The sequence below is a fragment of the Pseudomonas sp. 15A4 genome (genome assembly GCF_016925575.1).
Classification (GTDB): domain Bacteria; phylum Pseudomonadota; class Gammaproteobacteria; order Pseudomonadales; family Pseudomonadaceae; genus Aquipseudomonas.
Genome location: NZ_CP068986.1, coordinates 19,233 through 42,654, shown reverse-complemented (window position 1 = coordinate 42,654; position 23,422 = coordinate 19,233). Strand labels below are relative to the sequence as shown.

At 59.9% G+C, this 23,422-nt stretch carries 20 protein-coding genes; 12 read left to right on the top strand and 8 right to left on the bottom strand.

Translation table 11 applies throughout. The features are described 5' to 3' along the window. Positions 1-266: 266 nt before the first annotated feature. The 3 genes from JN403_RS00180 to JN403_RS00170 are packed head-to-tail and all read left to right on the top strand — an operon-like array spanning position 267 to position 2,975. Positions 267-1,706 (top strand): cytochrome ubiquinol oxidase subunit I, encoded by a 1,440-nt coding sequence (locus JN403_RS00180; protein WP_122536679.1) that lies wholly within the window; start codon positions 267-269, stop codon positions 1,704-1,706. Positions 1,707-1,709: 3 nt separating this feature from the next. After that, a complete protein-coding gene (cydB, locus tag JN403_RS00175; protein WP_122536680.1) occupies positions 1,710-2,717 on the top strand; it encodes a cytochrome d ubiquinol oxidase subunit II in 1,008 nt (335 codons plus the stop codon). Positions 2,718-2,774: 57 nt separating this feature from the next. Beyond that, entirely contained in the window at positions 2,775-2,975 is a 201-nt protein-coding gene (locus tag JN403_RS00170) for a DUF2474 domain-containing protein (protein WP_122536681.1), read from the top strand. Between the two features lie 80 nt (positions 2,976-3,055). On the opposite strand, the gene JN403_RS00165 is transcribed toward JN403_RS00170, so the two are convergent. Then, positions 3,056-4,180 (bottom strand): class I SAM-dependent methyltransferase, encoded by a 1,125-nt coding sequence (locus JN403_RS00165; RefSeq protein ID WP_205484754.1) that lies wholly within the window; start codon positions 4,178-4,180, stop codon positions 3,056-3,058. A 146-nt stretch (positions 4,181-4,326) separates the two neighbouring features. After that, positions 4,327-4,575 (bottom strand): helix-turn-helix transcriptional regulator, encoded by a 249-nt coding sequence (locus JN403_RS00160; protein ID WP_205484753.1) that lies wholly within the window; start codon positions 4,573-4,575, stop codon positions 4,327-4,329. A 319-nt stretch (positions 4,576-4,894) separates the two neighbouring features. Between JN403_RS00160 and JN403_RS00155 the strand changes: the two genes are divergently transcribed. Continuing rightward, entirely contained in the window at positions 4,895-5,671 is a 777-nt protein-coding gene (locus JN403_RS00155; protein ID WP_122536684.1) for a ferredoxin--NADP reductase, read from the top strand. A 141-nt stretch (positions 5,672-5,812) separates the two neighbouring features. Here the strand turns inward: JN403_RS00155 and mscL are convergent, their stop codons facing one another. Beyond that, a complete protein-coding gene (mscL, locus tag JN403_RS00150; protein ID WP_205484752.1) occupies positions 5,813-6,262 on the bottom strand; it encodes a large-conductance mechanosensitive channel protein MscL in 450 nt (149 codons plus the stop codon). Positions 6,263-6,461: 199 nt separating this feature from the next. Here mscL and radA point away from each other — a divergent pair, with 199 nt between their 5' ends. From radA to JN403_RS00135, 3 genes are all read left to right on the top strand, one after another. Next, positions 6,462-7,832, top strand: a complete 1,371-nt coding sequence (radA, locus tag JN403_RS00145) for a DNA repair protein RadA (protein WP_205484751.1) — start codon at positions 6,462-6,464, stop codon at positions 7,830-7,832. 207 nt (positions 7,833-8,039) lie between these two features. Then, complete coding sequence (locus JN403_RS00140; protein ID WP_122536687.1) at positions 8,040-8,648, top strand: hypothetical protein; 609 nt, start codon at positions 8,040-8,042, stop codon at positions 8,646-8,648. A gap of 16 nt (positions 8,649-8,664) precedes the next feature. Next, positions 8,665-9,246: a hypothetical protein gene (locus tag JN403_RS00135; protein ID WP_122536688.1), complete on the top strand. Its 582-nt coding sequence runs from the start codon at positions 8,665-8,667 to the stop codon at positions 9,244-9,246. A 40-nt stretch (positions 9,247-9,286) separates the two neighbouring features. On the opposite strand, the gene JN403_RS00130 is transcribed toward JN403_RS00135, so the two are convergent. Continuing rightward, entirely contained in the window at positions 9,287-9,655 is a 369-nt protein-coding gene (locus JN403_RS00130; protein WP_122536689.1) for a PilZ domain-containing protein, read from the bottom strand. A 153-nt stretch (positions 9,656-9,808) separates the two neighbouring features. On the opposite strand from JN403_RS00130, the gene JN403_RS00125 reads away from it, so the two are divergent. The 3 genes from JN403_RS00125 to yjiA all read left to right on the top strand — a co-directional run bounded on the left by JN403_RS00125 (position 9,809) and on the right by yjiA (position 13,203). Then, positions 9,809-11,878 (top strand): carbon starvation CstA family protein, encoded by a 2,070-nt coding sequence (locus tag JN403_RS00125; RefSeq protein ID WP_205484750.1) that lies wholly within the window; start codon positions 9,809-9,811, stop codon positions 11,876-11,878. Between the two features lie 26 nt (positions 11,879-11,904). Then, positions 11,905-12,102, top strand: coding sequence for a YbdD/YjiX family protein (locus JN403_RS00120; protein WP_065987541.1), 198 nt, complete (start codon positions 11,905-11,907; stop codon positions 12,100-12,102). A 132-nt stretch (positions 12,103-12,234) separates the two neighbouring features. Next, entirely contained in the window at positions 12,235-13,203 is a 969-nt protein-coding gene (yjiA, locus tag JN403_RS00115; protein WP_205484749.1) for a GTPase, read from the top strand. Positions 13,204-13,395: 192 nt separating this feature from the next. On the opposite strand, the gene glyA is transcribed toward yjiA, so the two are convergent. After that, entirely contained in the window at positions 13,396-14,649 is a 1,254-nt protein-coding gene (gene glyA, locus JN403_RS00110) for a serine hydroxymethyltransferase (RefSeq protein ID WP_133776882.1), read from the bottom strand. Positions 14,650-14,859: 210 nt separating this feature from the next. Beyond that, complete coding sequence (locus tag JN403_RS00105) at positions 14,860-18,597, bottom strand: bifunctional diguanylate cyclase/phosphodiesterase (protein WP_240356766.1); 3,738 nt, start codon at positions 18,595-18,597, stop codon at positions 14,860-14,862. Between the two features lie 498 nt (positions 18,598-19,095). On the opposite strand from JN403_RS00105, the gene ettA reads away from it, so the two are divergent. Beyond that, positions 19,096-20,760 carry an energy-dependent translational throttle protein EttA gene (ettA, locus tag JN403_RS00100; RefSeq protein WP_065987538.1) on the top strand — a complete coding sequence of 555 codons (1,665 nt, stop codon included), beginning with the start codon at positions 19,096-19,098 and terminating at the stop codon, positions 20,758-20,760. 74 nt (positions 20,761-20,834) lie between these two features. Here the strand turns inward: ettA and JN403_RS00095 are convergent, their stop codons facing one another. Continuing rightward, positions 20,835-21,329, bottom strand: a complete 495-nt coding sequence (locus JN403_RS00095) for a GreA/GreB family elongation factor (RefSeq protein ID WP_205484747.1) — start codon at positions 21,327-21,329, stop codon at positions 20,835-20,837. A gap of 85 nt (positions 21,330-21,414) precedes the next feature. Further along, complete coding sequence (locus JN403_RS00090; RefSeq protein WP_122536695.1) at positions 21,415-21,774, bottom strand: hypothetical protein; 360 nt, start codon at positions 21,772-21,774, stop codon at positions 21,415-21,417. Positions 21,775-21,999: 225 nt separating this feature from the next. On the opposite strand from JN403_RS00090, the gene JN403_RS00085 reads away from it, so the two are divergent. Then, on the top strand, positions 22,000-23,208 hold the full coding sequence (locus JN403_RS00085) for a multidrug effflux MFS transporter (RefSeq protein ID WP_205484746.1): 1,209 nt from the start codon (positions 22,000-22,002) through the stop codon (positions 23,206-23,208). Positions 23,209-23,422: the final 214 nt, after the last annotated feature.

Here is a 23,422-nt window from a genome sequence, read left to right as displayed (position 1 = left end):
ACCGCCTTGAAAGGTGAGTCAACTCGCCACGCGACAAAAGACCACGCAGAGCAAGTGCCGAAATGGGACTACTCTTTCCACGTCAGCTGACCTGGATCAATGCTCTGGCCTGTATTGATCGAACTGGCCCCCTGACGCATCCCCCGGTCGCCGACCTGAGCACGAATCAAAGAGAACAAACGCCATACCTCGTACTCAATACACCGTGGGGGCAGTCGCTGCAGGCCCCGAGTCTGAAGCCAGTTCCACCTGATAGAGGAAGACCTATGTTCGGCTTAGAGGCGCTCGATCTCGCCCGAATCCAGTTTGCGTTCACCGTTTCATTTCACATTCTTTTCCCTGCCATCACCATTGGTCTGGCGAGCTTCCTTGCGGTGCTCGAAGGCTTGTGGCTGAAAACCCACGACAACACTTACCGCGACCTTTATCACTTCTGGTCGAAGATCTTTGCCGTCAACTTCGGCATGGGTGTGGTTTCGGGTCTGGTCATGGCGTACGAGTTCGGCACTAACTGGAGCCGCTTTTCCGACTTCGCCGGCGCGGTAACCGGGCCCTTGCTGACCTATGAGGTCCTGACGGCGTTCTTCCTTGAAGCGGGCTTCCTCGGCGTCATGCTGTTCGGCTGGAACCGTGTCGGCCGCGGCCTGCACTTCTTCGCCACGTCGATGGTGGCCGTAGGCACTTTGATTTCGACCTTCTGGATTCTGGCTTCCAACAGCTGGATGCAAACGCCACAGGGCTTCGAGATCGTTGATGGCCGGGTGATTCCGGTGGACTGGTTCGCGGTGATCTTCAACCCGTCGTTCCCGTACCGTCTGACGCACATGGCTATCGCCGCCTTTGTGGCTACGGCTTTCTTCGTCGGCGCCTCGGCGGCCTGGCACCTGTTGCGTGGTCGCGATAACCCGGCGATCCGCAGAATGCTGTCCATGGCCATGTGGATGGCGCTGATCGTTGCGCCGATTCAGGCGATGGTGGGCGATGCCCACGGCTTGAACACCCTCGAGCACCAGCCGGCCAAGATCGCAGCCATCGAAGGTCACTGGGAAAACGTGGGCGACGAGCCGACCCCGCTGATCCTGTTCGGCATCCCGGACATGAAAGAAGAGCGCACCAAGTACGCGGTCGAGATTCCGTATCTGGGCAGCCTGATCCTGACCCACAGCCTGGACAAGCAGATCCCGGCCCTCAAATCCTTTCCACCGGAAGACCGTCCGAATTCACTCATCGTGTTCTGGTCATTCCGCGTGATGGTAGCCCTGGGCATGCTGATGATCGCGGTGGGTCTGTGGAGCGCCTGGCTGCGCTGGCGCGGCGGGCTGTACACCAATCGCTGGTTCCTGCGTCTGGTCATGTGCATGGGGCCGGCGGGTCTGATTGCGATGCTCGCGGGCTGGTTTACCACTGAAATCGGACGTCAGCCGTGGGTGGTCTATGGCTTGATGCGCACCGCGAATGCGGCGTCCCGCCACAGCGTTGAACAGCTGAGCATTACCCTGGTGTTGTTCGTCGTGGTGTATTTCCTGCTGTTCGGTACCGGCTTTGGCTACATGATGCGTCTGGTACGCAAAGGGCCTAAAACCCACGAAGGTGATAACGCGACCTACGGCGGACCAGGGCAGAAACGCACCCCGGCGCGTCCTCTCTCTGCTGCTGATGAAAGCAGCACGGACCACCGCAAAGACAGCCTGACTGAGGGGAACTGAGCCATGGGTATCGATCTTCCACTGATCTGGGCCGTGATCATCATCTTCGGCGTCATGATGTACGTCATCATGGACGGCTTCGATCTGGGCATCGGGATACTGTTCCCGTTCATGAAGGACAAGACCGACCGCGACGTGATGATGAACACCGTCGCGCCGGTCTGGGACGGCAACGAGACCTGGCTGGTGCTGGGCGGGGCCGGCTTGTTCGGCGCCTTCCCGCTGGCCTACTCGGTTGTGCTTGAAGCGCTGTACCTGCCGCTGATTTTCATGCTGTTCGGGCTGATCTTCCGCGGTGTGGCGTTCGAATTCCGCTTCAAGGCCACCGACGTCAAGCGGCACCTGTGGGACAAGGCATTCATCGGTGGTTCGCTGGTGGCGACGTTCTTCCAGGGCGTGGCACTGGGCGCGTACATCGACGGCATTCCCGTGGTCGACCGTGCCTATGCCGGCGGTGGACTGGACTGGCTGACGCCGTTCTCGGTCTTCTGCGGTCTGGCGCTGATCGTGGCCTATGCCTTGCTCGGCTGCACCTGGCTGATCATGAAGACCGAAGGGCCGCTGCAGAAAGCCATGCATGATCTGGCACGACCCTTGGCCCTCGCCACATTGGTGGTCATGGCGATCGTCAGTCTGTGGACACCGCTGGCCCATCAGGCCATCGCCGATCGCTGGTTCAGCCTGCCCAACCTGCTCTGGTTCATGCCAGTGCCGGCGCTGGTCATGCTGACGATGTATGGCCTGTTCAAAGCAGTGGCGCGCAATGCCAACTACGCACCGTTCCTGTTGACGCTGGTGCTGATCTTCCTCGGCTACAGCGGGCTGGGCATCAGCCTGTGGCCGAATATCATCCCGCCGACCGTGTCGATCTGGGCCGCCGCGTCGCCGCCACAGAGTCAGGGGTTCATGCTGGTCGGTACGCTGTTCATCATTCCGCTGATCCTGGGTTACACGTTCTGGAGCTACTACGTATTCCGCGGCAAAGTCACCCACGAACACGGCTATCACTAGCAGGTCGCGGCCCCGGTGTATCGCCGGGGCCTGACTGCGGGAGAGGAGGGTTTAGCGATGTCGGTTAAAGAATCTGTTCAGCACGACGCCCGGAACCAGGATGAGCACAGGCGTGAGGTTGATCCAGCGCAGGGCAAGCCACTGTGGCAGCGCATCGGCTGGCTGGTGGTCATCTGGACTGGTAGCGTGCTGGCGCTGTTCGTGGTCGCCATGCTGCTGCGCATGTTTATGACAGCGGCAGGCATGAAGTCGCACTGAGTGATGCTCGCTCAATAAAAAACCCGCTTCGGCGGGTTTTTTTGCTTCACCTGTGGAGGCTACACGACGAGCCCAGCGAGCTATTTACGCGCCTTGAGAATCACGAACTTCGGCGTCGCTGCCACTTGTTCCACGCCCCTGAACAAACGCGCCAATTTGCTGTGGTAGCCCAGATGACGGTTGCCCACGATGTACAGCGCGCCGCCGGTGACCAGCGCCGAGCGCGCCTGCTGGAACATTCGCCAGGCGAGGAAATCGCCGACCACTTGCTGCTGGTGAAACGGCGGATTGCACAGAACCACGTCCAGCGAGTCAGGCTCCTGCGCCGCCAGCCCGTCACCTGCGTGAATCACCGCCGGCCGCTCGCCGAGGGCCAGTCTCCAGTTTTCCTGAGCCGATTGCACCGCCATGAACGACTCGTCCACCAGCGTGTAGTGCGCGTCGGGGTTGTTCATCGCGCTGGCGATGGCGAGCACGCCATTGCCGCACCCCAGATCGGCGACCCGTGCCGAGCCCAGACCCTTGGGCAAGTACGGCAGGAAGGCCCGCGTGCCGATGTCCAGACCGTCGCGGCAAAACACGTTGGCGTGGTTGATCAACTCGATCTTCGGCTCGTCCAGCGTGTAACGAGTGGGGTAGGGCGAGGGTTGAACGGTTTTGGCTTCAGGGGTGCACAACAGCAGTCGGGCCTTCTTTACGGCAAGCGATGCCTGCACGGGGCCGATGTACTCCTCCATCAGCTCGCCTGCCGAGCGGGGCAGGTGTTTGATCATGCCGGCAGCGACGACTTTGGCGTTCGGGGCCAGTTGGGCCTGTAAACGAATCAGCTGTTCTTCCAGCAAGGCGAGGGTTTTCGGGACGCGAATCAGCACCCAGTCGAAGGGGCCGGTCAGTGGCTCACTGGCGGGGATCACCGGGACGGCATCATAGGTCAGGCCGTTGCGCACCAGGTTTTTTCCCAGTGCTTGAGCACCGAGAAACGAATCCGTGCTGCTGACCACCGTGGCATGGGGGGCGAGGCTGGCGGCGAGCGCGCCGAAACTGTCGTTGAGCACCAGCACCCGTGTTTGCAGCGTCACCCCCTGCTCAGCAACGTGATTGAGCAGGTACTCGTCGGCAGCATCGAAGGCCTGCAAGGGCTCATCCGGCTGCTCCGGTTGGCGGATCAGGTCGAGCTGGGCAAACGGGGTGGTAAGCAGGGGCATGGGCGGAGCGGTTCCAGTCGTAAATGGCGCTACCGGCATGTCGGCGGAAATTACACGTGCGCCGGCGTGTCCAGGTTCGCGAAGCCGGCGATTTTACGTGTTTTTGCCCGTACGCACCGGGCTTTTCACCCTTGCTTTGCCCGTGCCTAGATCACCCCGTCTTTCGTCGCCTGGACCACGGCCGACATCTTGTTGCAAGCGCCGATTTTATGAATGGCTTTGCCAATGTGGAAATTAACGGTGCGCGCTGTCACATCAAGGATCAGCGCGACCTCTGCAGCCGTCTTGCCAGTGGCGCACCACCTCAACACCTCCACCTCTCGGATCGTCAGGCCTTTGTAGCCCAGACTCTCCCCGCAGGCGTCGCAGTTTTCGCCCAGCTTCCGAATATCCATCGTGTGCCTCCATGCTCGGTGTTGATCGTCCTGATCGAAGTCTAGGAAATAATCGCCGCCCTGAACGCGGCAAGCCTCACGGTCGCGCCGCAGTGACACCGAAGTCACTGGGCGGGTAGCTCTGTAAAGCTCAGCGAAATCAGCAGCTTAAGATCCGCTGGCGTCCTGCTTCGGACCGCTTTGCGATAACGCTGATAGCCAAATACTCTAAAAATCGGCGAGACCGCTGTAGATGTCACTACAAACCGGCGGTGTTTATCGCAGCGTGTTTGCGGGACACTGATGACCCTTTTTGTGAGACAGGAGCCAGGAGCGCCCCATGACTGCCAGTGCAGAAAAATTCACCCGGCAAACGCTGCTGGACGTTACGCCGCTGACTCCCAGTCTCTTTACCTTTCGCACAACCCGCGACCCCGGCTTCCGCTTTACGGCAGGACAGTTCGCACGACTGGGCGTGACCAAGCCTGACGGAACGACGGTGTGGCGGGCCTATTCAGTGGTGTCCTCGCCCTTCGATGAGTTTCTCGAGTTCTTCTCCATCGTCGTGCCCAATGGCGAATTCACCAGCGAGTTGAGCCGGCTTCGTCAGGGCGACACGCTGATGGTGGAAAAACAGGCGGTGGGTTACTTGACCCTCGATCGCTTCACTGACGGTCGCGACCTCTGGATGTTGTCCACAGGCACCGGCGTGGCGCCGTTCCTGTCGATCCTGCAGGACTTCGAGGTCTGGGAGAAATTCGAGCGCATCATTCTGGTGTACAGCGTCCGCGAGTCCCGGGAACTGGCCTATCAGCAGCTGATCGCCGAGCTGACCCGGCGCGAGTATCTGGCCGAGTACGCGCACAAGTTCACGTTCATCGCCACCGTCACGCGGGAGCCGCATCCGGGTGCGCTTAACGGGCGCATTACCACGCTGATCGAGAACGGTGAATTGGAGAAAGCGGCCGGCGTCGAGCTGACGCCTGAACATTCACGGGTGATGATTTGCGGCAACCCGCAGATGATCGAGGACACGCGTGCCGTGCTGAAAACCCGCGACATGCGCCTGGCGTTGACGCGCAAGCCGGGACAGATCGCGGTGGAGAATTATTGGTAGGTGTACGCTGCGGTAGCTGCTGAAAAACCTTTGTGGGAGCGAGCTTGCTCGCGAAGGCTTACTTTCATTCACTAGAGAAAGTGGCTGAATGCCCCGGCCCCTTCGTGAGCAAGCTCACTCCCATATGAACTGTGCTAGCTGTTAGACGAACCGATCTGGCGTCACTTGCAGTGGCGCAGCCGGCTTGTTGTTTTGCTCTTTCAGCAGGTCGCGGATTTCGCCCAGCAGCACTTCTTCCTTCGATGGCGTTGGCGGCAGCGTCGGCGCCTTGGCCTCTTCGCGCTTCAGGCGGTTGATCGCCTTGACGCCCATGAAGATGGCGAACGCGACGATGATGAAGTCAATCACGGTCTGGATGAATTTCCCGTAGGCAAGCACCACCGCAGGTGCAGTCCCTTCGGCAGGCCGCAGCATGATGGCCAGATCACTGAAGTCCACGCCGCCGATCAGCAACCCGAGGGGCGGCATGATTACATCGCCGACGAACGACGAAACGATCTTGCCGAATGCCGCGCCGATGATGATACCGACGGCCATGTCGACGACGTTTCCTTTTACGGCAAAGGCTTTGAACTCGCTTAGTACGCTCATGGGTGTATTCCTTTGTTACAGATGAGAGTGGTCAATGCAGTGTAAGTCAGCTAGCTGCATCTCGCTTAATCCATGCAATCGACCGGGTACGTCCTTGTAAGTTTTATTCAATCCTCCAAAAACATGGGTGGCTGGTAGCGCTGCGCCCGACGGTTTGATGCATCGGGTATGATTGCCCCCTTTTTACATCGGGGGTGTCATGGCCAAGGCCAAACGCATGTACGGCTGCACCGAGTGCGGTTCGACGTTTCCCAAGTGGGCCGGCCAGTGCAGCGAATGCGGCGCGTGGAATACCCTCGTTGAAACCGTGATCGACAACAGCACGGCAGCGGCGCCCAGCGGTCGTTCCGGCTGGACCGGCCAACAGGCCCAGATCAAAACCCTGGCCGAAGTCAGTGTCGAAGAAATCCCGCGCTTTTCCACCAACTCCACTGAGCTGGACCGGGTTCTCGGCGGCGGCCTGGTGGATGGCTCGGTGGTGTTGATCGGCGGCGACCCCGGCATCGGCAAATCGACCATTCTGTTGCAGACCCTCTGCGCCATCGCCGAGCGCATGCCGGCGCTGTATGTCACCGGCGAAGAGTCGCAGCAGCAGGTGGCGATGCGTGCCCGTCGGCTTGGCCTGCCCCAGGAAAAACTGCGGGTCATGACCGAGACCTGCATCGAAACCATCATCGCCACGGCGCGCATCGAGCAGCCTAAAGTCATGGTGATCGATTCGATCCAGACCATCTTCACCGAACAGCTGCAGTCAGCACCTGGCGGTGTATCCCAGGTTCGCGAGAGCGCGGCGTTGCTGGTGCGCTACGCCAAGCAGAGCGGCACCGCGATCTTTCTCGTCGGCCACGTCACCAAAGAAGGCGCGCTGGCCGGGCCTCGCGTGCTGGAGCACATGGTCGACACCGTGTTGTATTTCGAAGGCGAATCCGATGGCCGCCTGCGCCTGCTGCGTGCGGTCAAAAACCGTTTTGGTGCCGTTAACGAACTGGGCGTGTTCGGCATGACCGACAAAGGCCTGAAAGAAGTCTCGAATCCCTCGGCGATCTTTCTCACACGCGCGCAGGAAGAGGTCGCGGGCAGTGTGGTCATGGCCACGTGGGAAGGCACCCGACCGATGCTGGTCGAAGTGCAGGCGCTGGTCGATGACAGCCACCTCTCCAATCCGCGACGCGTGACGTTAGGTCTGGATCAAAACCGGCTGGCCATGTTGCTCGCGGTACTGCACCGCCACGGCGGTATCCCTACCCATGACCAGGATGTGTTTCTCAACGTCGTGGGCGGGGTGAAAGTGCTGGAAACCGCGTCCGACCTGGCCTTGATGGCCGCGGTCATGTCCAGCCTGCGTAACCGCGCGCTGCCGGGAGACTTGCTGGTGTTTGGCGAGGTGGGCTTGTCCGGCGAGGTGCGCCCCGTCCCCAGCGGTCAGGAGCGACTCAAGGAAGCGGCCAAGCACGGCTTCAAACGCGCCATCGTGCCCAAGGGCAACGCCCCGAAAGAGTCCCCGCCGGGCCTGACAGTGATTGGCGTGACTCGCCTGGATCAAGCTCTGGATGCGTTATTCGAGGAGTAAGAAGAGCCGGCGCTAGAGCGCCGGCCCTTAAAATATCGGAAACGGAAATTGACGTCATAATGATGGCGCATTAGTATCGCCGCCTCGTTTCCGCTTGCTCACCCTTGATGTGCGGCTGCGGCGACGTTTCCCTGAAAATTCGAATGATCCTGCTGCGGTTCACCTGGACCGGAGTGCGGCCGTTCGCCCGAAATTAAGGATGTTGGTTTGAAACGGATTGCACATGTGCTTTTGCTTGGCGCGTTGTTGTCGCTGACCGGTTGTTTTTCTTTCAATACCTACGGCCCGATCGGCGAGCCGGACAGGGCAGCAGTGGTCACCAGTCCGCGGGTTGCGCAGATGGCGGACGTCGTCGTATCGGTGCCGAAGATCAACGATGAACTGCGCAAGAACGTCAGCCGGCAATTGACGGCGCAAATCAACCACTACATCGAAAGTGCCGGCTACTTCAAAGATGTCTCGGTATTCCCTGCCAGGCTGGGCGATCAGGACGTGATGTTGAAATTCAACCTGACCTCGCTGCACGGCAAGCGCTCGACTCACCCTGCGTACTTCCCCGGTGCATTGCTGACCCTGACGATCTACATCTGGGTCAACGGGCCGATCTACGTCGACACCTACGATCTTGCAGGTGAGCTGACCATTGAAGACCGCACTGGCAAGACGCTGGCCAAATCCATGGAGAAAGTCGACGAGCCCCACAATGTAGGCCTGTATGACGCCGACTACGCCGCGCCCGGCCTGGGCAGTCGACAGCTCCGTGACCTGATCGCCAAGCTGACCGATGCCGCAGTCACACAATTGAATGCCCGTTGAAAGGAATCAGAACACCATGAAATCCATGATTAAAGCGCTGGTGTTGATACTCGGCGTATCGCTGGGCGGCTGCGTGTCCTACTCGCAACATGATTTGCCGGCCGTGGAAAACTGGCCGCTGGCAAGCCAGCAAAAATCGACCAAGCCTACGGCGTATGTGCGCTTTACGGCGCTCCACACATTTAACGGCGAGCAGAGAGCCGGCGGCACCAATGTCAGTGCCTGGGAGAAGGTGTTAATCGACAACTTCAACCAGTCGGGGCGTTTTCAGCGTGTCACGACTGACAAGGTAGAGTCCGACGTTTACGTGTATGCCAGCTTACGCAATGAAGAAACCGGCAACACGGGCAGTGCCATTCTTTCCGGCATCACGTTATTGGTGATCCCGACCGTTGCCCACAATCGGCTGGTGCTGGAAACGGTCTACAAAGACCGCGATGGGAAAGTATTGGGGCGGATCGAGAAAAGCGAAACCGTGACGACCTGGATGCAACTGCTGCTGGTGTTCGCGCTGCCGTTCAACCAGTCGGCCGAGGGCATCATTCAGCACCTGACGCAGAGCACGCTTGAGGAAGCCGTCAGGCAAAAGCTGATTTAACCCATCAGGTGCCGGCACCCGCCAGGCGCCTCTCTCAGAATCAGTCCCCCATCAGCGCGCCCAGTTCGCGCTCCAGTTCATCGTGATCGGCAATATTGAGCTCGATCAGTCGACGCAGGTGCGTCACTGAATCGAGCTCAATGTGCTTGCAGACAAACCCCAGGTGATTGTGGTCATCGTGGGTGAGCTGCACTTCCATCACGACATCAATACCGTCCTGCAACTCGATGTCGACCATGAACCGCTCGTCGGGATCGCCTTCCCAGGGCGAGGGCTTCTCGATCAACAGCCCCTTGAGCGACAGGTCGATCAACTGAACCGCCCAAGTTTTCCCGGCCTGGTGGAGTTTTGTTTTCGCGTCGAATGCAACGCGTTTGAAGCGACGACGTTCTGTGTGGTTATTGGTCATTACGCAACTACTCCTTCAGCGCCTGAAGCGCCCACTTCGTTGACTATAGGACAAATATCGCGCTAGACCATCGTGGGGGTAGCCTTTCGCTCGGGCGACGCTAAACTCCGCTTGCTGAACAACAATAAGTCCACTCAGTTGGAAACAAAAAAAATGAAAAACAATAATGGTCTGCTGCGCCACGTGCCCTGGCTGATTGTTGCGATCCTTGGGGCCTGGGCTCTGGGAGTGGTTGCATTGCGTCGCGGGGAGGCGATCAACGCACTCTGGATTGTGGTGGCCGCAGTGGCCATTTATCTGGTCGCTTATCGCTACTACAGCCTGTTCATCGCAACCAAGGTCATGCAACTCGACCCGACCCGTGCAACCCCAGCGGTGCTCAAGAACGACGGGCTCGACTACGTTCCCACCAATAAACACATTCTCTTCGGTCACCACTTCGCTGCCATCGCCGGCGCAGGTCCGCTGGTCGGTCCGGTGCTCGCCGCGCAAATGGGCTACCTGCCCGGTACGCTGTGGCTGATTGCCGGTGTCGTGCTGGCGGGTGCGGTGCAGGACTTCATGATCCTGTTCCTTTCCACGCGCCGTAACGGTCGCTCACTGGGCGACATGGTCCGCGAAGAAATGGGCCGCATTCCCGGCACCATCGCGTTGTTCGGCTGTTTCCTGATCATGATCATCATCCTTGCGGTGCTGGCGTTGATTGTGGTCAAGGCACTGGCCGAGAGCCCATGGGGCATGTTCACGGTCATGGCGACGATTCCGATCGCGATGTTCATGGGCATCTACATGCGCTTCATCCGCCCGGGCCGTATCGGTGAGATTTCGGTGGTGGGCGTCGTGCTGTTGCTGCTGTCGATCTGGGTCGGCGGTCTGGTCGCAGCGAGTCCTGAGTGGGCGCCGATGTTCACGTTCACCGGCGTGCAGATCACCTGGATGCTGGTCGGTTACGGGTTTGTCGCGGCCATGCTGCCGGTCTGGCTGGTACTGGCGCCTCGCGACTACCTGTCCACGTTCCTGAAAATCGGCACCATCATCGCGCTGGCGATCGGCATCCTGATTCTTGCGCCTGAGCTGAAAATGCCTGCGCTGACACAGTTCACCGACGGCACCGGTCCGGTCTGGAAAGGCACCCTGTTCCCGTTCCTGTTCATCACCATTGCCTGTGGCGCCGTCTCCGGTTTCCACGCGCTGATTTCCTCGGGCACCACGCCGAAGCTGCTGGATAACGAAGTCAACGCCCGTTACATCGGTTACGGCGGCATGCTGATGGAGTCGTTCGTCGCGATCATGGCCATGGTCGCGGCTTCGGTCATCGAGCCAGGCGTGTACTTCGCGATGAACAGCCCTGCGGCGATCGTCGGCTCTGACGTCAACTCGGTCGCGCAGATGGTCAGCAGCTGGGGCTTCCTCATTACGCCGGATCAACTGACCGCTGTGGCGAAAGACATCGGCGAAAACACCGTGCTGGCCCGTGCCGGCGGCGCGCCGACCCTGGCCGTGGGTATTGCGCAAATACTGCACCAGGCGTTCCCGGGTCAGAACACCATGGCGTTCTGGTACCACTTCGCGATTCTGTTCGAAGCGCTGTTCATCCTGACGGCAGTCGATGCCGGTACCCGTGCCGGCCGCTTCATGCTGCAGGACCTGCTGGGCAGTTTCGTGCCTGCGCTGAAACGCACCGAGTCCTGGACCGCCAACGCCATCGGTACCGGTGGTTGCGTCGCGCTGTGGGGGTATCTGCTGTATCAGGGCGTGATCGATCCGCTGGGCGGGATCAACACGTTGTGGCCACTGTTCGGTATCTCCAACCAGATGCTCGCGGGTATCGCGCTGATGCTGGCGACGGTCGTGCTGATCAAAATGAAGCGTCAGCAGTACGTCTGGGTCACCATCCTGCCGGCTTCATGGCTGCTGATCTGCACCGTGACCGCAGGCTTCATCAAGTTGTTCGACCCGAGCCCTGCGGTGGGCTTCCTGGCCCTGGCGAAGAAATACAGCGCCGCGGCGGATGCCGGTCAGGTGCTGGCGCCGGCCAAGACCATGGACCAGATGCAGCACGTGATCTTCAACGCCTACACCAACGCCACCCTGACCACGCTGTTCCTGTTCGTGGTCCTGAGCATTCTCTTCTATGCGCTGAAGGTGGGTCGTGCGGCGTGGGTCAAGAAAGAGCGTACCGACAAGGAATCGCCGTTCCAGGCCTTTCCGGAATCCCACTGAGTGCGCTGTAACGCGAGGAACTGTTTATGTTCAACGATCTGAGTCGCCTGGGTAAGTATCTCGGTCAGGCCGCCCGCCTTATGGTGGGCATGCCGGATTACGACAATTACGTTGAGCATATGCAGAAGACCCACCCGGACAAGCCGGTGATGTCCTACGAAGCGTTCTTCCGGGAGCGCCAGGACGCCCGTTACGGCGGGAAGGGCGGGCCCAAGTGTTGCTAATGAAGTGACCCTTGGTCATGCAGGAGTGAGCTTGCTCGCGATGCGTTAATTCAGTCGCCGCTGTACTGACTGACATTTCGAATTGCCCGCAACCTCACTCCTGTTTTTTTATCAGCGAATCGAGGTCTTTTTTTGTTCACACCTATCCCCGTCAGCATCCTCAGCGGTTTTCTCGGCGCCGGCAAAACCACCTTGCTGCGCCACTTGCTCAAGGAAGAGCACGGCCTGAAGATCGCCGTGATCGAGAACGAATTCAGCGACGCCGGCGTTGACACTCAATTGCTGGGCGACGAGCCGGTGCAGGTGATGACGCTGTCCAACGGCTGCGTCTGCTGCACCATTCACACCGACCTGACCAAAGCGCTGTATCTGCTGCTGGAGCGCCTCGACAGTGGCGAGATCGCGTTTGATCGGCTGGTCATCGAATGCACCGGCCTGGCAGACCCCGCACCGGTTGCGCAGACCTTCTTCATCGACGAGGAGCTGCGCGAGCGCTACATCCTCGACGGCATCATTACGTTGGTCGACGCCGCCCATGCCGACACGCACCTGGAGCAGACCATCGCCCAGGCGCAGATCGGCTTCGCGGATCGTCTGCTGGTCAGCAAGACCGATCTGGTGGATGAAGCAACCTTCAATGCATTAAGCGAGCGCTTGACCCGCATCAACCGTCGCGCGCCGATCCGGGTGGTCGAGCACGGCAAGATCGATCTGGCCGAGCTGCTGGATGTGCGCGGCTTCAACTTGAACGCTGACATCGGCGGCATGACACTGCGCCCGGCAGCCCCGACAGGCCGCTCCATAGACCGGATCAGCAGCCTCGTCCTGCGCAGTGATCAGCCGCTGGACATCGACAAGCTCAGCACCTTCATGAACGACCTGCTGGAAGAGCACGGCAAACAACTGCTGCGCTACAAAGGCGTGCTGAACATCGCCGGCGAGGATCGCAAGCTGGTGTTTCAGGGGGTACTGAAGCTCTACGGATTTGATTTCGATGTGGAGTGGGCAGAAGGCGAGAAACGCGAGAGCGTGATCGTGTTTATTGCTGATGAGCTGCCGGAGGAGAAGATCCGATCGGGGTTTTCGAAGGTGGCGGACTGACATTTTCGGATGTACACAATCCCCTGTGGGCGCGAGCTTGCTCGCGAAAGTGCCAGGTCAGACGAATTCGATGGGACTGAACCGACGCCTTCGCGAGCAAGCTCGCTCCCACAGGTTTGATCTTCACTCGTCAGCTACAAAAAAGCCCGGCTCAAGAGCCGGGCTTTTTTATGCAACTGCTACTGCGTCAGATCAAGCGCCGTAAACCGGCAACTTGGCGCAGATGGCCTGGACCTTCTCACGTACGGCGTTGATCACCGCTTCGTTGTTCAGGTCTGCCAGGATGTCGCAGATCCAGCCGGCCAGTTCCTTGCACTCTGCTTCCTTGAAGCCGCGAGTGGTCACGGCCGGGGTGCCGAAGCGCAGACCGGAGGTGACGAACGGGGAGCGCGGATCGTTGGGTACCGAGTTCTTGTTCACGGTGATGAAGGCTTTGCCCAGTGCGGCGTCGGCGTCTTTACCAGAGATGTCCTGCTTGATCAGCGACAGCAGGAACAGGTGGTTTTCAGTACCGCCGGATACCACGTCGAACCCGCGCTCGATGAAGACGCCGGCCATGGCCTTGGCATTTTTCACCACTTGTTCCTGATAAGTCTTGAACTCAGGCTGCAGTGCTTCCTTGAAGCAGATCGCTTTGGCCGCGATGACGTGCTCCAGAGGGCCGCCCTGGCCACCCGGGAAAACAGCGGAGTTCAGCTTCTTCTCGATCTCGGCGTTGGCGCGGGCCAGGATCAAGCCACCGCGCGGGCCGCGCAGGGTTTTGTGAGTAGTGGTGGTGACGACGTCAGCGAAGGGAACCGGGTTCGGGTAAACGCCTGCAGCGACCAGACCGGCTACGTGAGCCATGTCGACGAACAGGTAGGCGCCAACCTTGTCAGCGATGGCGCGGAAGCGCGGGAAGTCGAGGATCTGCGAGTAGGCGGAGAAACCGGCGACGATCATCTTCGGCTTGTGTTCGACGGCCAGTCGCTCGACTTCGTCGTAATCGATCAGGCCGTTGCCGTCGATGCCGTACTGAACGGCGTTGTACAGCTTGCCCGAGGAAGAAACGCTGGCACCGTGGGTCAAGTGGCCGCCGTGAGCCAGGCTCATGCCCAGGATGGTGTCGCCTGCATTGAGCAGCGCCAGGTACACCGCGCTGTTGGCCTGGGAGCCTGCGTGTGGCTGGACGTTGGCGTAATCGGCGCCGAACAGTTGCTTGGCGCGGTCGATGGCCAGTTGCTCAACGATGTCGACGTATTCGCAGCCACCGTAGTAACGCTTGCCTGGGTAGCCTTCGGCGTATTTGTTGGTGAGGACCGAGCCCTGGGCTTCCATGACCGCCGGGCTGGTGTAGTTCTCCGAGGCGATCAGCTCGATGTGATCTTCCTGACGCTTGGCTTCCTGTTCCATGGCGGCGTACAGGTCGGCGTCGTACTTGGCGATGGTCAAATTGCGGCTGAACATGGCGGTCCTCGGGGATCGGGCAGTAGAAAAGGGGGGCATTCTAACCCATCGGGTTTTATCTGGCATATGAAAGCGGGTCATGTGCGTGATGAGCGCGATGCAAGGCTAAAGCCTGGCTGCAAGCCTCAAGCCTCAAGCTTCAAGCCTTAAGCTGAATGCGGCGCGGCTTCTGCTTGTAGCTCGCCGCTTGCCGCTTGCCGCTTGCCGCTGCTAGTCCAGCATAAACAGCGCATCGTTGCTGAACTGGGCCTCGAACCGCGCCGCCGGCATGGGGCGGCCGAACAGGTAACCCTGAACTTCGTCGCAGCCATGTTCGCGCAGGAACTCCAACTGCTCGTGGGTTTCCACGCCCTCGGCGATCACCGACAGATTAAGGCTGTGGGCCATGGCGATGATTGCCCGGGCGATCTGCGCGTCCTGTTCGCCGGACGGCAGGCCATCGACGAAGGTGCGGTCGATCTTCAGTACGTCGATGGGGAACTGCTTCAGGTAGTTCAGCGACGAGTAGCCGGTGCCGAAGTCATCGACCGCGATGCTCAGGCCCAGCCGCTTGAGTCCGGCCAGGATCTGCATGGCTTCGCTCACCTCGCGCATCAGGATGCTTTCAGTCAGTTCAAGTTCGAGGCAGGCGGGCGGCAGGCCGATTTCCTGCAGAATACCGGCGATGCGCGTGCCCAGCTGACCGTCCGAGAACTGCCGTGCGGAAATGTTCACCGACACCTTCGGCACGCGAACCCGCGCCAGATGCCACGCGCGCAACTGGCGGCAGGCCTCCTTGAGCACCCATTCGCCGACTTCGACCACCAGCCCGAGTTCTTCCAGCACCGGGATGAAGTCCACGGGCGGCACCAGGCCACGACGTGGGTGACGCCAACGCAGCAAGGCCTCGGCGCCGGTCAGGCGCTTGCCGTCGCCACTGAACTGCGGCTGGTAATACAGCGCGAATTCGCCCTGCTCCAGGGCATGGCGCAGGTCGCTTTCCAGCTCAAGACGCTCAAGGGCGCTGGCATTCATGTCGGCCTGGTAAAACTGGAAGTTGTTCTTGCCGCGTTCCTTGGCGTGGTACATCGCCGTGTCGGCGTTCTTCATCAACTGGCTCAGTTCGCTCCCGTCCTGAGGGCTGAGCGCGATACCGATACTGGCTGTGACGAAAAACTCGCGGCCTTCCAGCACGAAGGGTTTCACCAGGCTGGCGAGAATCTGCTCGGCCACATGAATTGCCCGATTCAGGGCCGCCTGCTGGGTGGGGCGGGGTTGCAGCAGCAGCGTGAACTCGTCGCCGCCCATGCGCGCAACGGTGTCGTCTTCGTCAACGCATGCAAGCAGGCGCAAAGCCATTTCCTTCAGCATGCGGTCGCCAGCGGCATGGCCCAGTGAATCGTTGATCGGCTTGAAGCGATCCAGGTCGAGGAACATCAACACCACCCAGGTGTGTTGACGCTCGGCATGTTGCAACGCGCTGTGCAGCCGATCCTGAAACAGCGTGCGGTTGGGAAGATGGGTCAGTGCGTCGTAATAGGCCAGCCGATGAATGCGCTGCTCGCTGGCCTTGCGCTCGCTGATGTCGCTGAAAAAGCAGACATAGCTGGCCAGGTCGCCCTCATCATCGAGCACCGCGGTAATCCCGACCCAAGCCGGGTAGTGCTCGCCGTCGCGGCGCTTGAGCCACAACTCACCCTCCCAACTGCCGCGCTGGCTCAACTGCTTGAGGATGTACCCCAGGTGCGCTGCCTGCTGATTCTCGACGGTCAGCATCATCGGCAGCTGATCCAGCACCTGGGACACGGCGTAGCCACTCACCCGGGTGAAGGCGTCGTTGGCCTGCACGATGTAGCCCGCAGGGTCGGTGATCAGAATGGCCGAGGTCGAGTGTTCAAAGACCGTGGCCGCCATGCGCAGGTCTTTCTCGGCGCGCCGCTGCTGACTGACATCGCGTCCAACGCCGAGAACGCCTTCAAACGTTCCGGAGTCATCCCACACCAGCACCACACGAAGCTCCACGGGAATCTTGCGACCATCGGCGCGCAAGCAATCGAACAGGAATAACTGGGTGGTGATTTCCTGGCGCAGGTCCGCCAGCGCCTCGGGCTTGTTCGACGCTTTACTGATGCGCTGCAGCAGCGCATAAAAGCCGCTGAGCTGCTGAGGATTGGCGATGATCGCCCTCCAGCCGTTCTGCAGAATCCACTCGGCGCTATAACCCAGCACGGTATTGACCGAGGGGCTGAAGTAGTTGGCGTGCAACTGGCGATCGGTGGAGAAAATCACGTCGCTGATGCTTTCCGCCAGCATCCGGTACCGCTGCTCGCTTTCGCGCAGGGACTGGCTGGCTTCCACTTGGTCGGTGATGTCCTTGGCGACGCCCACGATGCGCCGGATCTGCCCGTCAGCGTCCGCCGCAAGTGCCTGTTCGCAGATATCGAAGCGACGCCAGTTGCCCTGTCGCGCGCGGAAACGCAACTGGCACTGGATCAGGTCGCTGCGGCCGTGCTCGGTGCGTGCAAGGCGCAACTGCTCATAAGCACCGATATCGTCCGGATGCAGCAGCGTTTCCCAGAAATGCTCGCCCATCTCGTCCAGCTCGGCCGACTCATAGCCAAGGGCCAGGCCCAGATTATGGTTGCTGTAAATGATCCGCCGCGTGGCCGCATCCAGAACGCAGAGATAGTCCGGCACGGTACGCACGACATCCGACCAGAACTGTTCCCGCTCCTGCAGCGACAGCTCGGCCTGTTTGCGGTTGGTGAAATCGCTGATGCTGAGAATGACGGCGTTGAAATCTTCAGGTTGCTCAGGCAGGCGCATGACCAACCACAGGTGTTGGTCACCGCTTTGCGCGTCGGGGATCAGAATTTCGAGTTCCAGCTGGCGGTGACCCTCGAGGACGGCCTGGAGTATCTGCAGGCCGATACCGTTTCCGGCGCGAGGGCAGCCTTCGATCAACTGTTGCCAGACATGTTGTGCCGAATCGGCGCGCAACAGTTGAGCGGCGACCTGATTGACCTCAGTGATGCGCAATTGCTGAAGCAGGCCGTTGATCAGCTCGGGCTGGCTGCTCAGGCGTGCGCTCAGTTCCTCGCCGCAGTTCACTTGCAACTGCTTGAGGTAAGCCGGCAGGCCGGAGAGGTCCAGTACGCAGAGCGCGACCCCGGAGCCTTCAAAAATGTCTTTATAGCGGCGACGGCTTTGATGCAGCTGCAGTTGGCGGCGGCGCAGGCTGCGCAGCGCGAACAACGGAATAAAGGAACAGAGCAGGGCGAGCAGGCATTCACCGATGAGCGGCAAGAGCTGCGCCTGCCGGGCTTTCTGCGGATCGAACAGTCCACGCACTTGCCAGTCGCTGTGGGGCAGTGGTTGCAGATGGACGGTCTGCAACTCGTTGTCAGCTGACTGGCCGGCGCCTGGCAGGTTTTTGTAGAGGGGGCGTTGACTGCTGATATCTTCCAGCAGCCAGACGGGCTGGTAATCCAGATCGCTCTGGCGGGTCAGGGACTTCAGGATGTCGGGCTTGAGCCGCAGCCCCCAGTAGCGTTCATTGCCGGTGCCCGGCTGACGGATGAACAGATAAAACGTGGAGGCGCCTGGGTCGCTGGCGTAGAAGTACGGATGGCCCTGGATGACCGAATGCATCTGGGTCAGAAAGCCGACATCACGGGTGTCACCCGCGCTGTCGGCAATGACATTACCGTCAATGTCGAGCCAGACCAGACTTTTAACCGCCGGCATCGATTGACCAAGGTTCGCCAGCACGGCCTCTGGATCGTCAACGGGTTGCGAATTGTCCTGGGTTTCGTCAAGCACATTCAGCGCCACCTGAGCGTCCAGCGCCATGTTCAGGCTCAGCCGATCGGCGAGCTGCACGCTGTAGTCGATGCTGCGCTTGTGCTGGCGTTCCTGAGACTGCTGGAACTGCTCGATCATCTGCCATAACAACAGCATCAACATCATCAGAACCAGGACCGCGAGCGCACCCCTGAGCACGCCCCTTAAAGGCACGGCCGTTGCGCTATCGGATGGGCGCAGGGGTGAGATGGGGGTCGGTTTGAGCAAACTGTGATCCTGACTACTGGACTGAATCAGCATGTGCGATACGCACTATAAGCCCGGTGCGCAAAAGGCGGGTAGCATGCCACCGAGCTGTGGCTAAGTGCCAGCGTTAATGGGCCGGGCGGTTTGCCCTGTTGCGTGCATTCGGGTAGCTTTGCGCCACACGCGACGCGCCCGGTTTCTGCACGACTCGCTTGCAGCCTCAAAGGGCATGCAAGCGTTGCTCCAGCTTTAATACCGGTCCTCGGAAGTTTGTCCCTGCCGCGCGGGTTCGGCTTTGATCAATTCAAGGCCCGGAATCGCGCTAAGGCAAGTTGCGGCGCGAAGATAAACGCATTTTTTGCGACGCAGCACTAAGCTCGCGCCTTAATTCACAGTCCCATTCCAGGTTTTCATTCCATGGCTCAATACGTCTTTACCATGCATCGGCTGAGCAAAGTTGTTCCGCCGAAGCGGGAAATCCTGAAAAACATCTCCCTCTCGTTTTTCCCCGGCGCCAAGATCGGCGTCCTCGGCCTCAACGGCTCGGGTAAATCCACGCTGCTGAAAATCATGGCCGGTGTCGACACCGAATTTGACGGTGAAGCGCGCCCGATGCCCGAGCTGAATATCGGCTACCTGCCGCAAGAGCCGCAGCTCGACCCGACCAAGACCGTACGTGAAGTGGTCGAAGAAGCTGTCAGCGTGATCAAGGACGCTCAAGCACGTCTGGACGAAGTCTATGCCGCTTACGCGGAGCCGGACGCCGATTTCGACAAGCTGGCGGCCGAACAGGCCAAGCTCGAGTCGATCCTGCAAGCCAGCGATGGCCACAACCTGGAGCGCCAGCTCGAAGTGGCCGCCGATGCGCTGCGCCTGCCGGCCTGGGACGCCAAGGTTGAACACCTGTCCGGTGGTGAGAAACGTCGCGTGGCCCTGTGCCGTCTGCTGCTGTCCGCCCCTGACATGCTGCTGCTCGACGAACCGACCAACCACCTGGATGCCGATTCCGTCGCCTGGCTCGAGCATTTCCTGCACGATTTCCCGGGCACCGTGGTTGCGATCACCCACGACCGGTACTTCCTCGACAACGTCGCTGGCTGGATTCTGGAACTCGACCGCGGCGCGGGCATTCCGTACGAAGGGAACTATTCCGGCTGGCTTGAAGCCAAGTCTGATCGTCTGGCGGCCGAGTCCAAGCAGCAGTCGGCCCATGAAAAGGCCATGAAAGAAGAGCTCGAGTGGGTCCGTAAAGGTGCCAAGGCGCGCCAGTCGAAATCCAAGGCCCGTCTGCAACGCTTCGAAGAGCTTCAGTCCCAGGAATTCCAGAAGCGCAGCGAGACCAACGAGATCTACATCCCGGCCGGTCCGCGTCTGGGCGACAAGGTCATCGAATTCAAGAACGTCACCAAGGGCTACGGCGATCGCGTGCTGATCGACAACCTGTCGTTCTCCATGCCTAAAGGCGCCATCGTTGGCGTGATCGGCGGTAACGGTGCCGGTAAATCGACGCTGTTCCGCATGCTGATGGGCAAGGAGCAACCGGACTCCGGCTCCATTGAAGTCGGCGAAACCGTGCAGCTGGCGTGTGTCGATCAGAGCCGCGACGACCTGGATGGCAGCAAAACCGTGTTCGCACAGATTTCCGACGGCTCCGATCAAATCAAGATCGGCAACTACGAAATCCCGTCGCGCACCTATGTCGGCCGTTTCAACTTCAAGGGCGGCGATCAGCAGAAGTTCGTGAAGGACCTGTCTGGCGGTGAGCGCGGTCGTCTGCACCTCGCGCTGACGTTGAAGGAGGGTGGCAACGTCCTGCTGCTCGACGAACCGTCAAACGACCTCGACGTTGAAACCCTGCGTTCCCTTGAAGAAGCCCTGCTGGACTTCCCTGGCGCTGCCATTGTGATCTCTCACGATCGGTGGTTCCTTGACCGCGTTGCCACTCACATCCTCGCGTACGAAGACGATTCGCAAGCGGTGTTCTTCGAAGGCAACTACACCGAGTACGAGGCCGATCGCAAGAAACGCCTTGGCGATGCCGCCGCTCAGCCGCACCGCGTGCGTCACAAGAAGCTCGCCTGATACGGTTGGCGTTACGAAAAAACGGAGCCGTTGGGCTCCGTTTTTTGTGTCTGGTCGATTGTTGGTCGACGACCTCAGTCGCCGGCTTCAATACGCACCACCTCGATCACGGCATCGCCCACCGGCCGCTGCCAAGTGACTTCATCCCCAACTTTGGCGCCCAGTAGTGCCTTGCCCAGCGGTGACGCCCAGTTGATCAACTGACTGCCTGCATCGGCCTGATCCTCGCCGACCAGTTGCATGCGCTGTTCAACGTTTTCCTCGTCGGCAAAGGTCACCCAACTGCCGATCTGAACCTTGTCATCCGACGTGCTGCTGACCACTTGTGCGCTTTGCAGGCGCTGGTTGAAGTAACGCAGGTCCCGTTCGATTTCGGCCATGCGCTGTTTGTCGCCTTCATCGCCTTGGGCGTTCTGTTCGCTGTACTGCGCTTGCAGCTGCTCGACCTGATCGTGCAATTGATCAAGGCCGCGCCGGGTGACGTAGTTGGTCTGGACGCTGATCTGCCGTTCAACCGGCGGGTCGATTTGCGCGGCGGCGTTGTCTTCGTTGACGAAGGCGCGACTCATGGCGGGGCTCCTGTTCATGGCTTAGTCACATTGGGCCATGTGCGGTCCCCGATAGTTTCACCCGTTATGCAGCCGCGACCGGCGTTTAATGAGATCGGTAGGCTTTAGCGGCGTCCTGGGTTCTCTGGCGGTCCCAGTCGCGGTCGCGGTCATTCCAGATACTGTCCCGGCCTTGATCCTGAACATTGCTGTTGGCCAGTTGCGCCTGGCACTGGCGAAACCCGTCCGACCAACCTTGCGCATACAGCGTGTCACGCAAATAGCGTGGCACGTCCTTTTTGAATTGACCTTTGATGACATCAATGGATTGCCGCCCGCTCCCGCAGCCATCCTGAAAACCATCAGCGAATGCCGGTGGGTAACCTTCGGCCAGTAACTGGTCGTGGGTAGACTGACATCCGGCGACAACGACAACGCACCACAGTACAGCCCATCGCGCATTCATTTTGATTTCCTCACTGCTTGAGAAAAGCTTAGAAGCGCTTCTGTGAGTTATTGGTAAAAACGTTGTAGGAAATCCATTAACCGATGCTCGGTCGTGCGTAATAAGTTCCACCTTTTTTTGCTCAACGACGTCTTGAAAAAACTTTTGGTAATTTTTCCGTGACCGGGCCGCGTAGATCCAAGGTTGTTAAACTGTCGCGCTGCGCAAAACTGTTTAGGAAGATTGATGAACCTCAGAACGATTCTGATCCTCGGCGCACTCAGCGCCTTTGGCCCGTTGGCCATCGACTTTTACCTGCCAGGTTTCCCGGCCATCGCTTTGGCGTTCGGCACCGACGAGAAACACGTTCAGCTGACCCTGGCCTCTTATTTCCTCGGCCTGAGCATCGGCCAGCTCGCCTACGGCCCGATCGCCGATCGCTTCGGTCGCCGGATCCCGCTGTTATTTGGCGTCGGCTTGTTCACCCTTGCATCGCTGGCGTGCGCCCTGGCGCCTTCGCTTGAATGGCTGATTGCGGCCCGCTTTGTACAAGCGTTGGGCGGATGTGCCGGCATGGTGCTGTCACGGGCGATCGTCAGCGACAAGTGCTCGCCGGTTGACTCGGCCAAAGTGTTCTCGCAGTTGATGCTGGTCATGGGCCTGGCGCCGATCCTGGCCCCGATGCTAGGCGGGCTGTTGGTCAACGTTGTGGGTTGGCAGGCCATCTTCCTGTCGTTGACGGTGTTCAGCGCACTCACCGCAGTGGCAGTTTTCAGGGGCTTGCCAGAAAGCATGCCGGCCGGCCACCCGCGACTGCCGCTCTCGGGCGCGCTCGGGTCGTACTGGAATCTGCTGGGCGACCGGATCTTCCTGGGCCATGCGCTCACCGGCGGGATCGCCATGGCCGGGATGTTCTCCTACATCGCGGGTTCACCTTTCGTTTTCATCAAGCTCTACGGCGTCCCGGCGGAACACTACGGATGGCTGTTCGGCATCAACGCCGCCGGCTTTATCCTCATCGCCCAGGTGAACGCCCGCCTTGTTGGCCGCTATGGGCCGGCGTGGTTGCTGTCGCGGACTGTCTGGATCTATCTCGCTGCTGCCGTCGTGCTGCTGACCATCGCATCCCTGCACACCGAAAAGCTGTGGCCGCTGCTGATTCCGCTGTTTATCTATATCGCCAGCCTGGGCTGCATCATCCCCAACGCTTCCGCGTGCGCGATGGGCGGGCAGGGTAAACGTGCAGGCAGCGCGTCGGCGTTGTTGGGGTGCCTGCAGTTCAGTGTCGCAGCGGGTGCGGCGGCATTGGTCGGCGTGCTGCATGACGGAACGGCGGTGCCGATGGCGACCGTCATTACGCTGTGCGGCGTGCTGGCCGTGACCCTGGCGGTGATCACTCGCCGCGCGCAACTGAAACGAGATGCGCTGACGCCCCACGCGGATGTGCGTATCTGATCGACGTCGGCAACGCGCAGGCGTTGCCGATTTTTCTTATGTTTAACGTGCACCTGTCTAAGCATGTTTAGTCTGTCGAAAATGAGCGGTTTATATACGGCTTTTTACTACTTCTTAATTGGAAACTTCTTACAGAACTAAAAGGGGCCGATCCTGACTGCCGTGCTTGATCGCGACAAGTTCACTCTTGATACGCCTTTGGCACAGATTATTT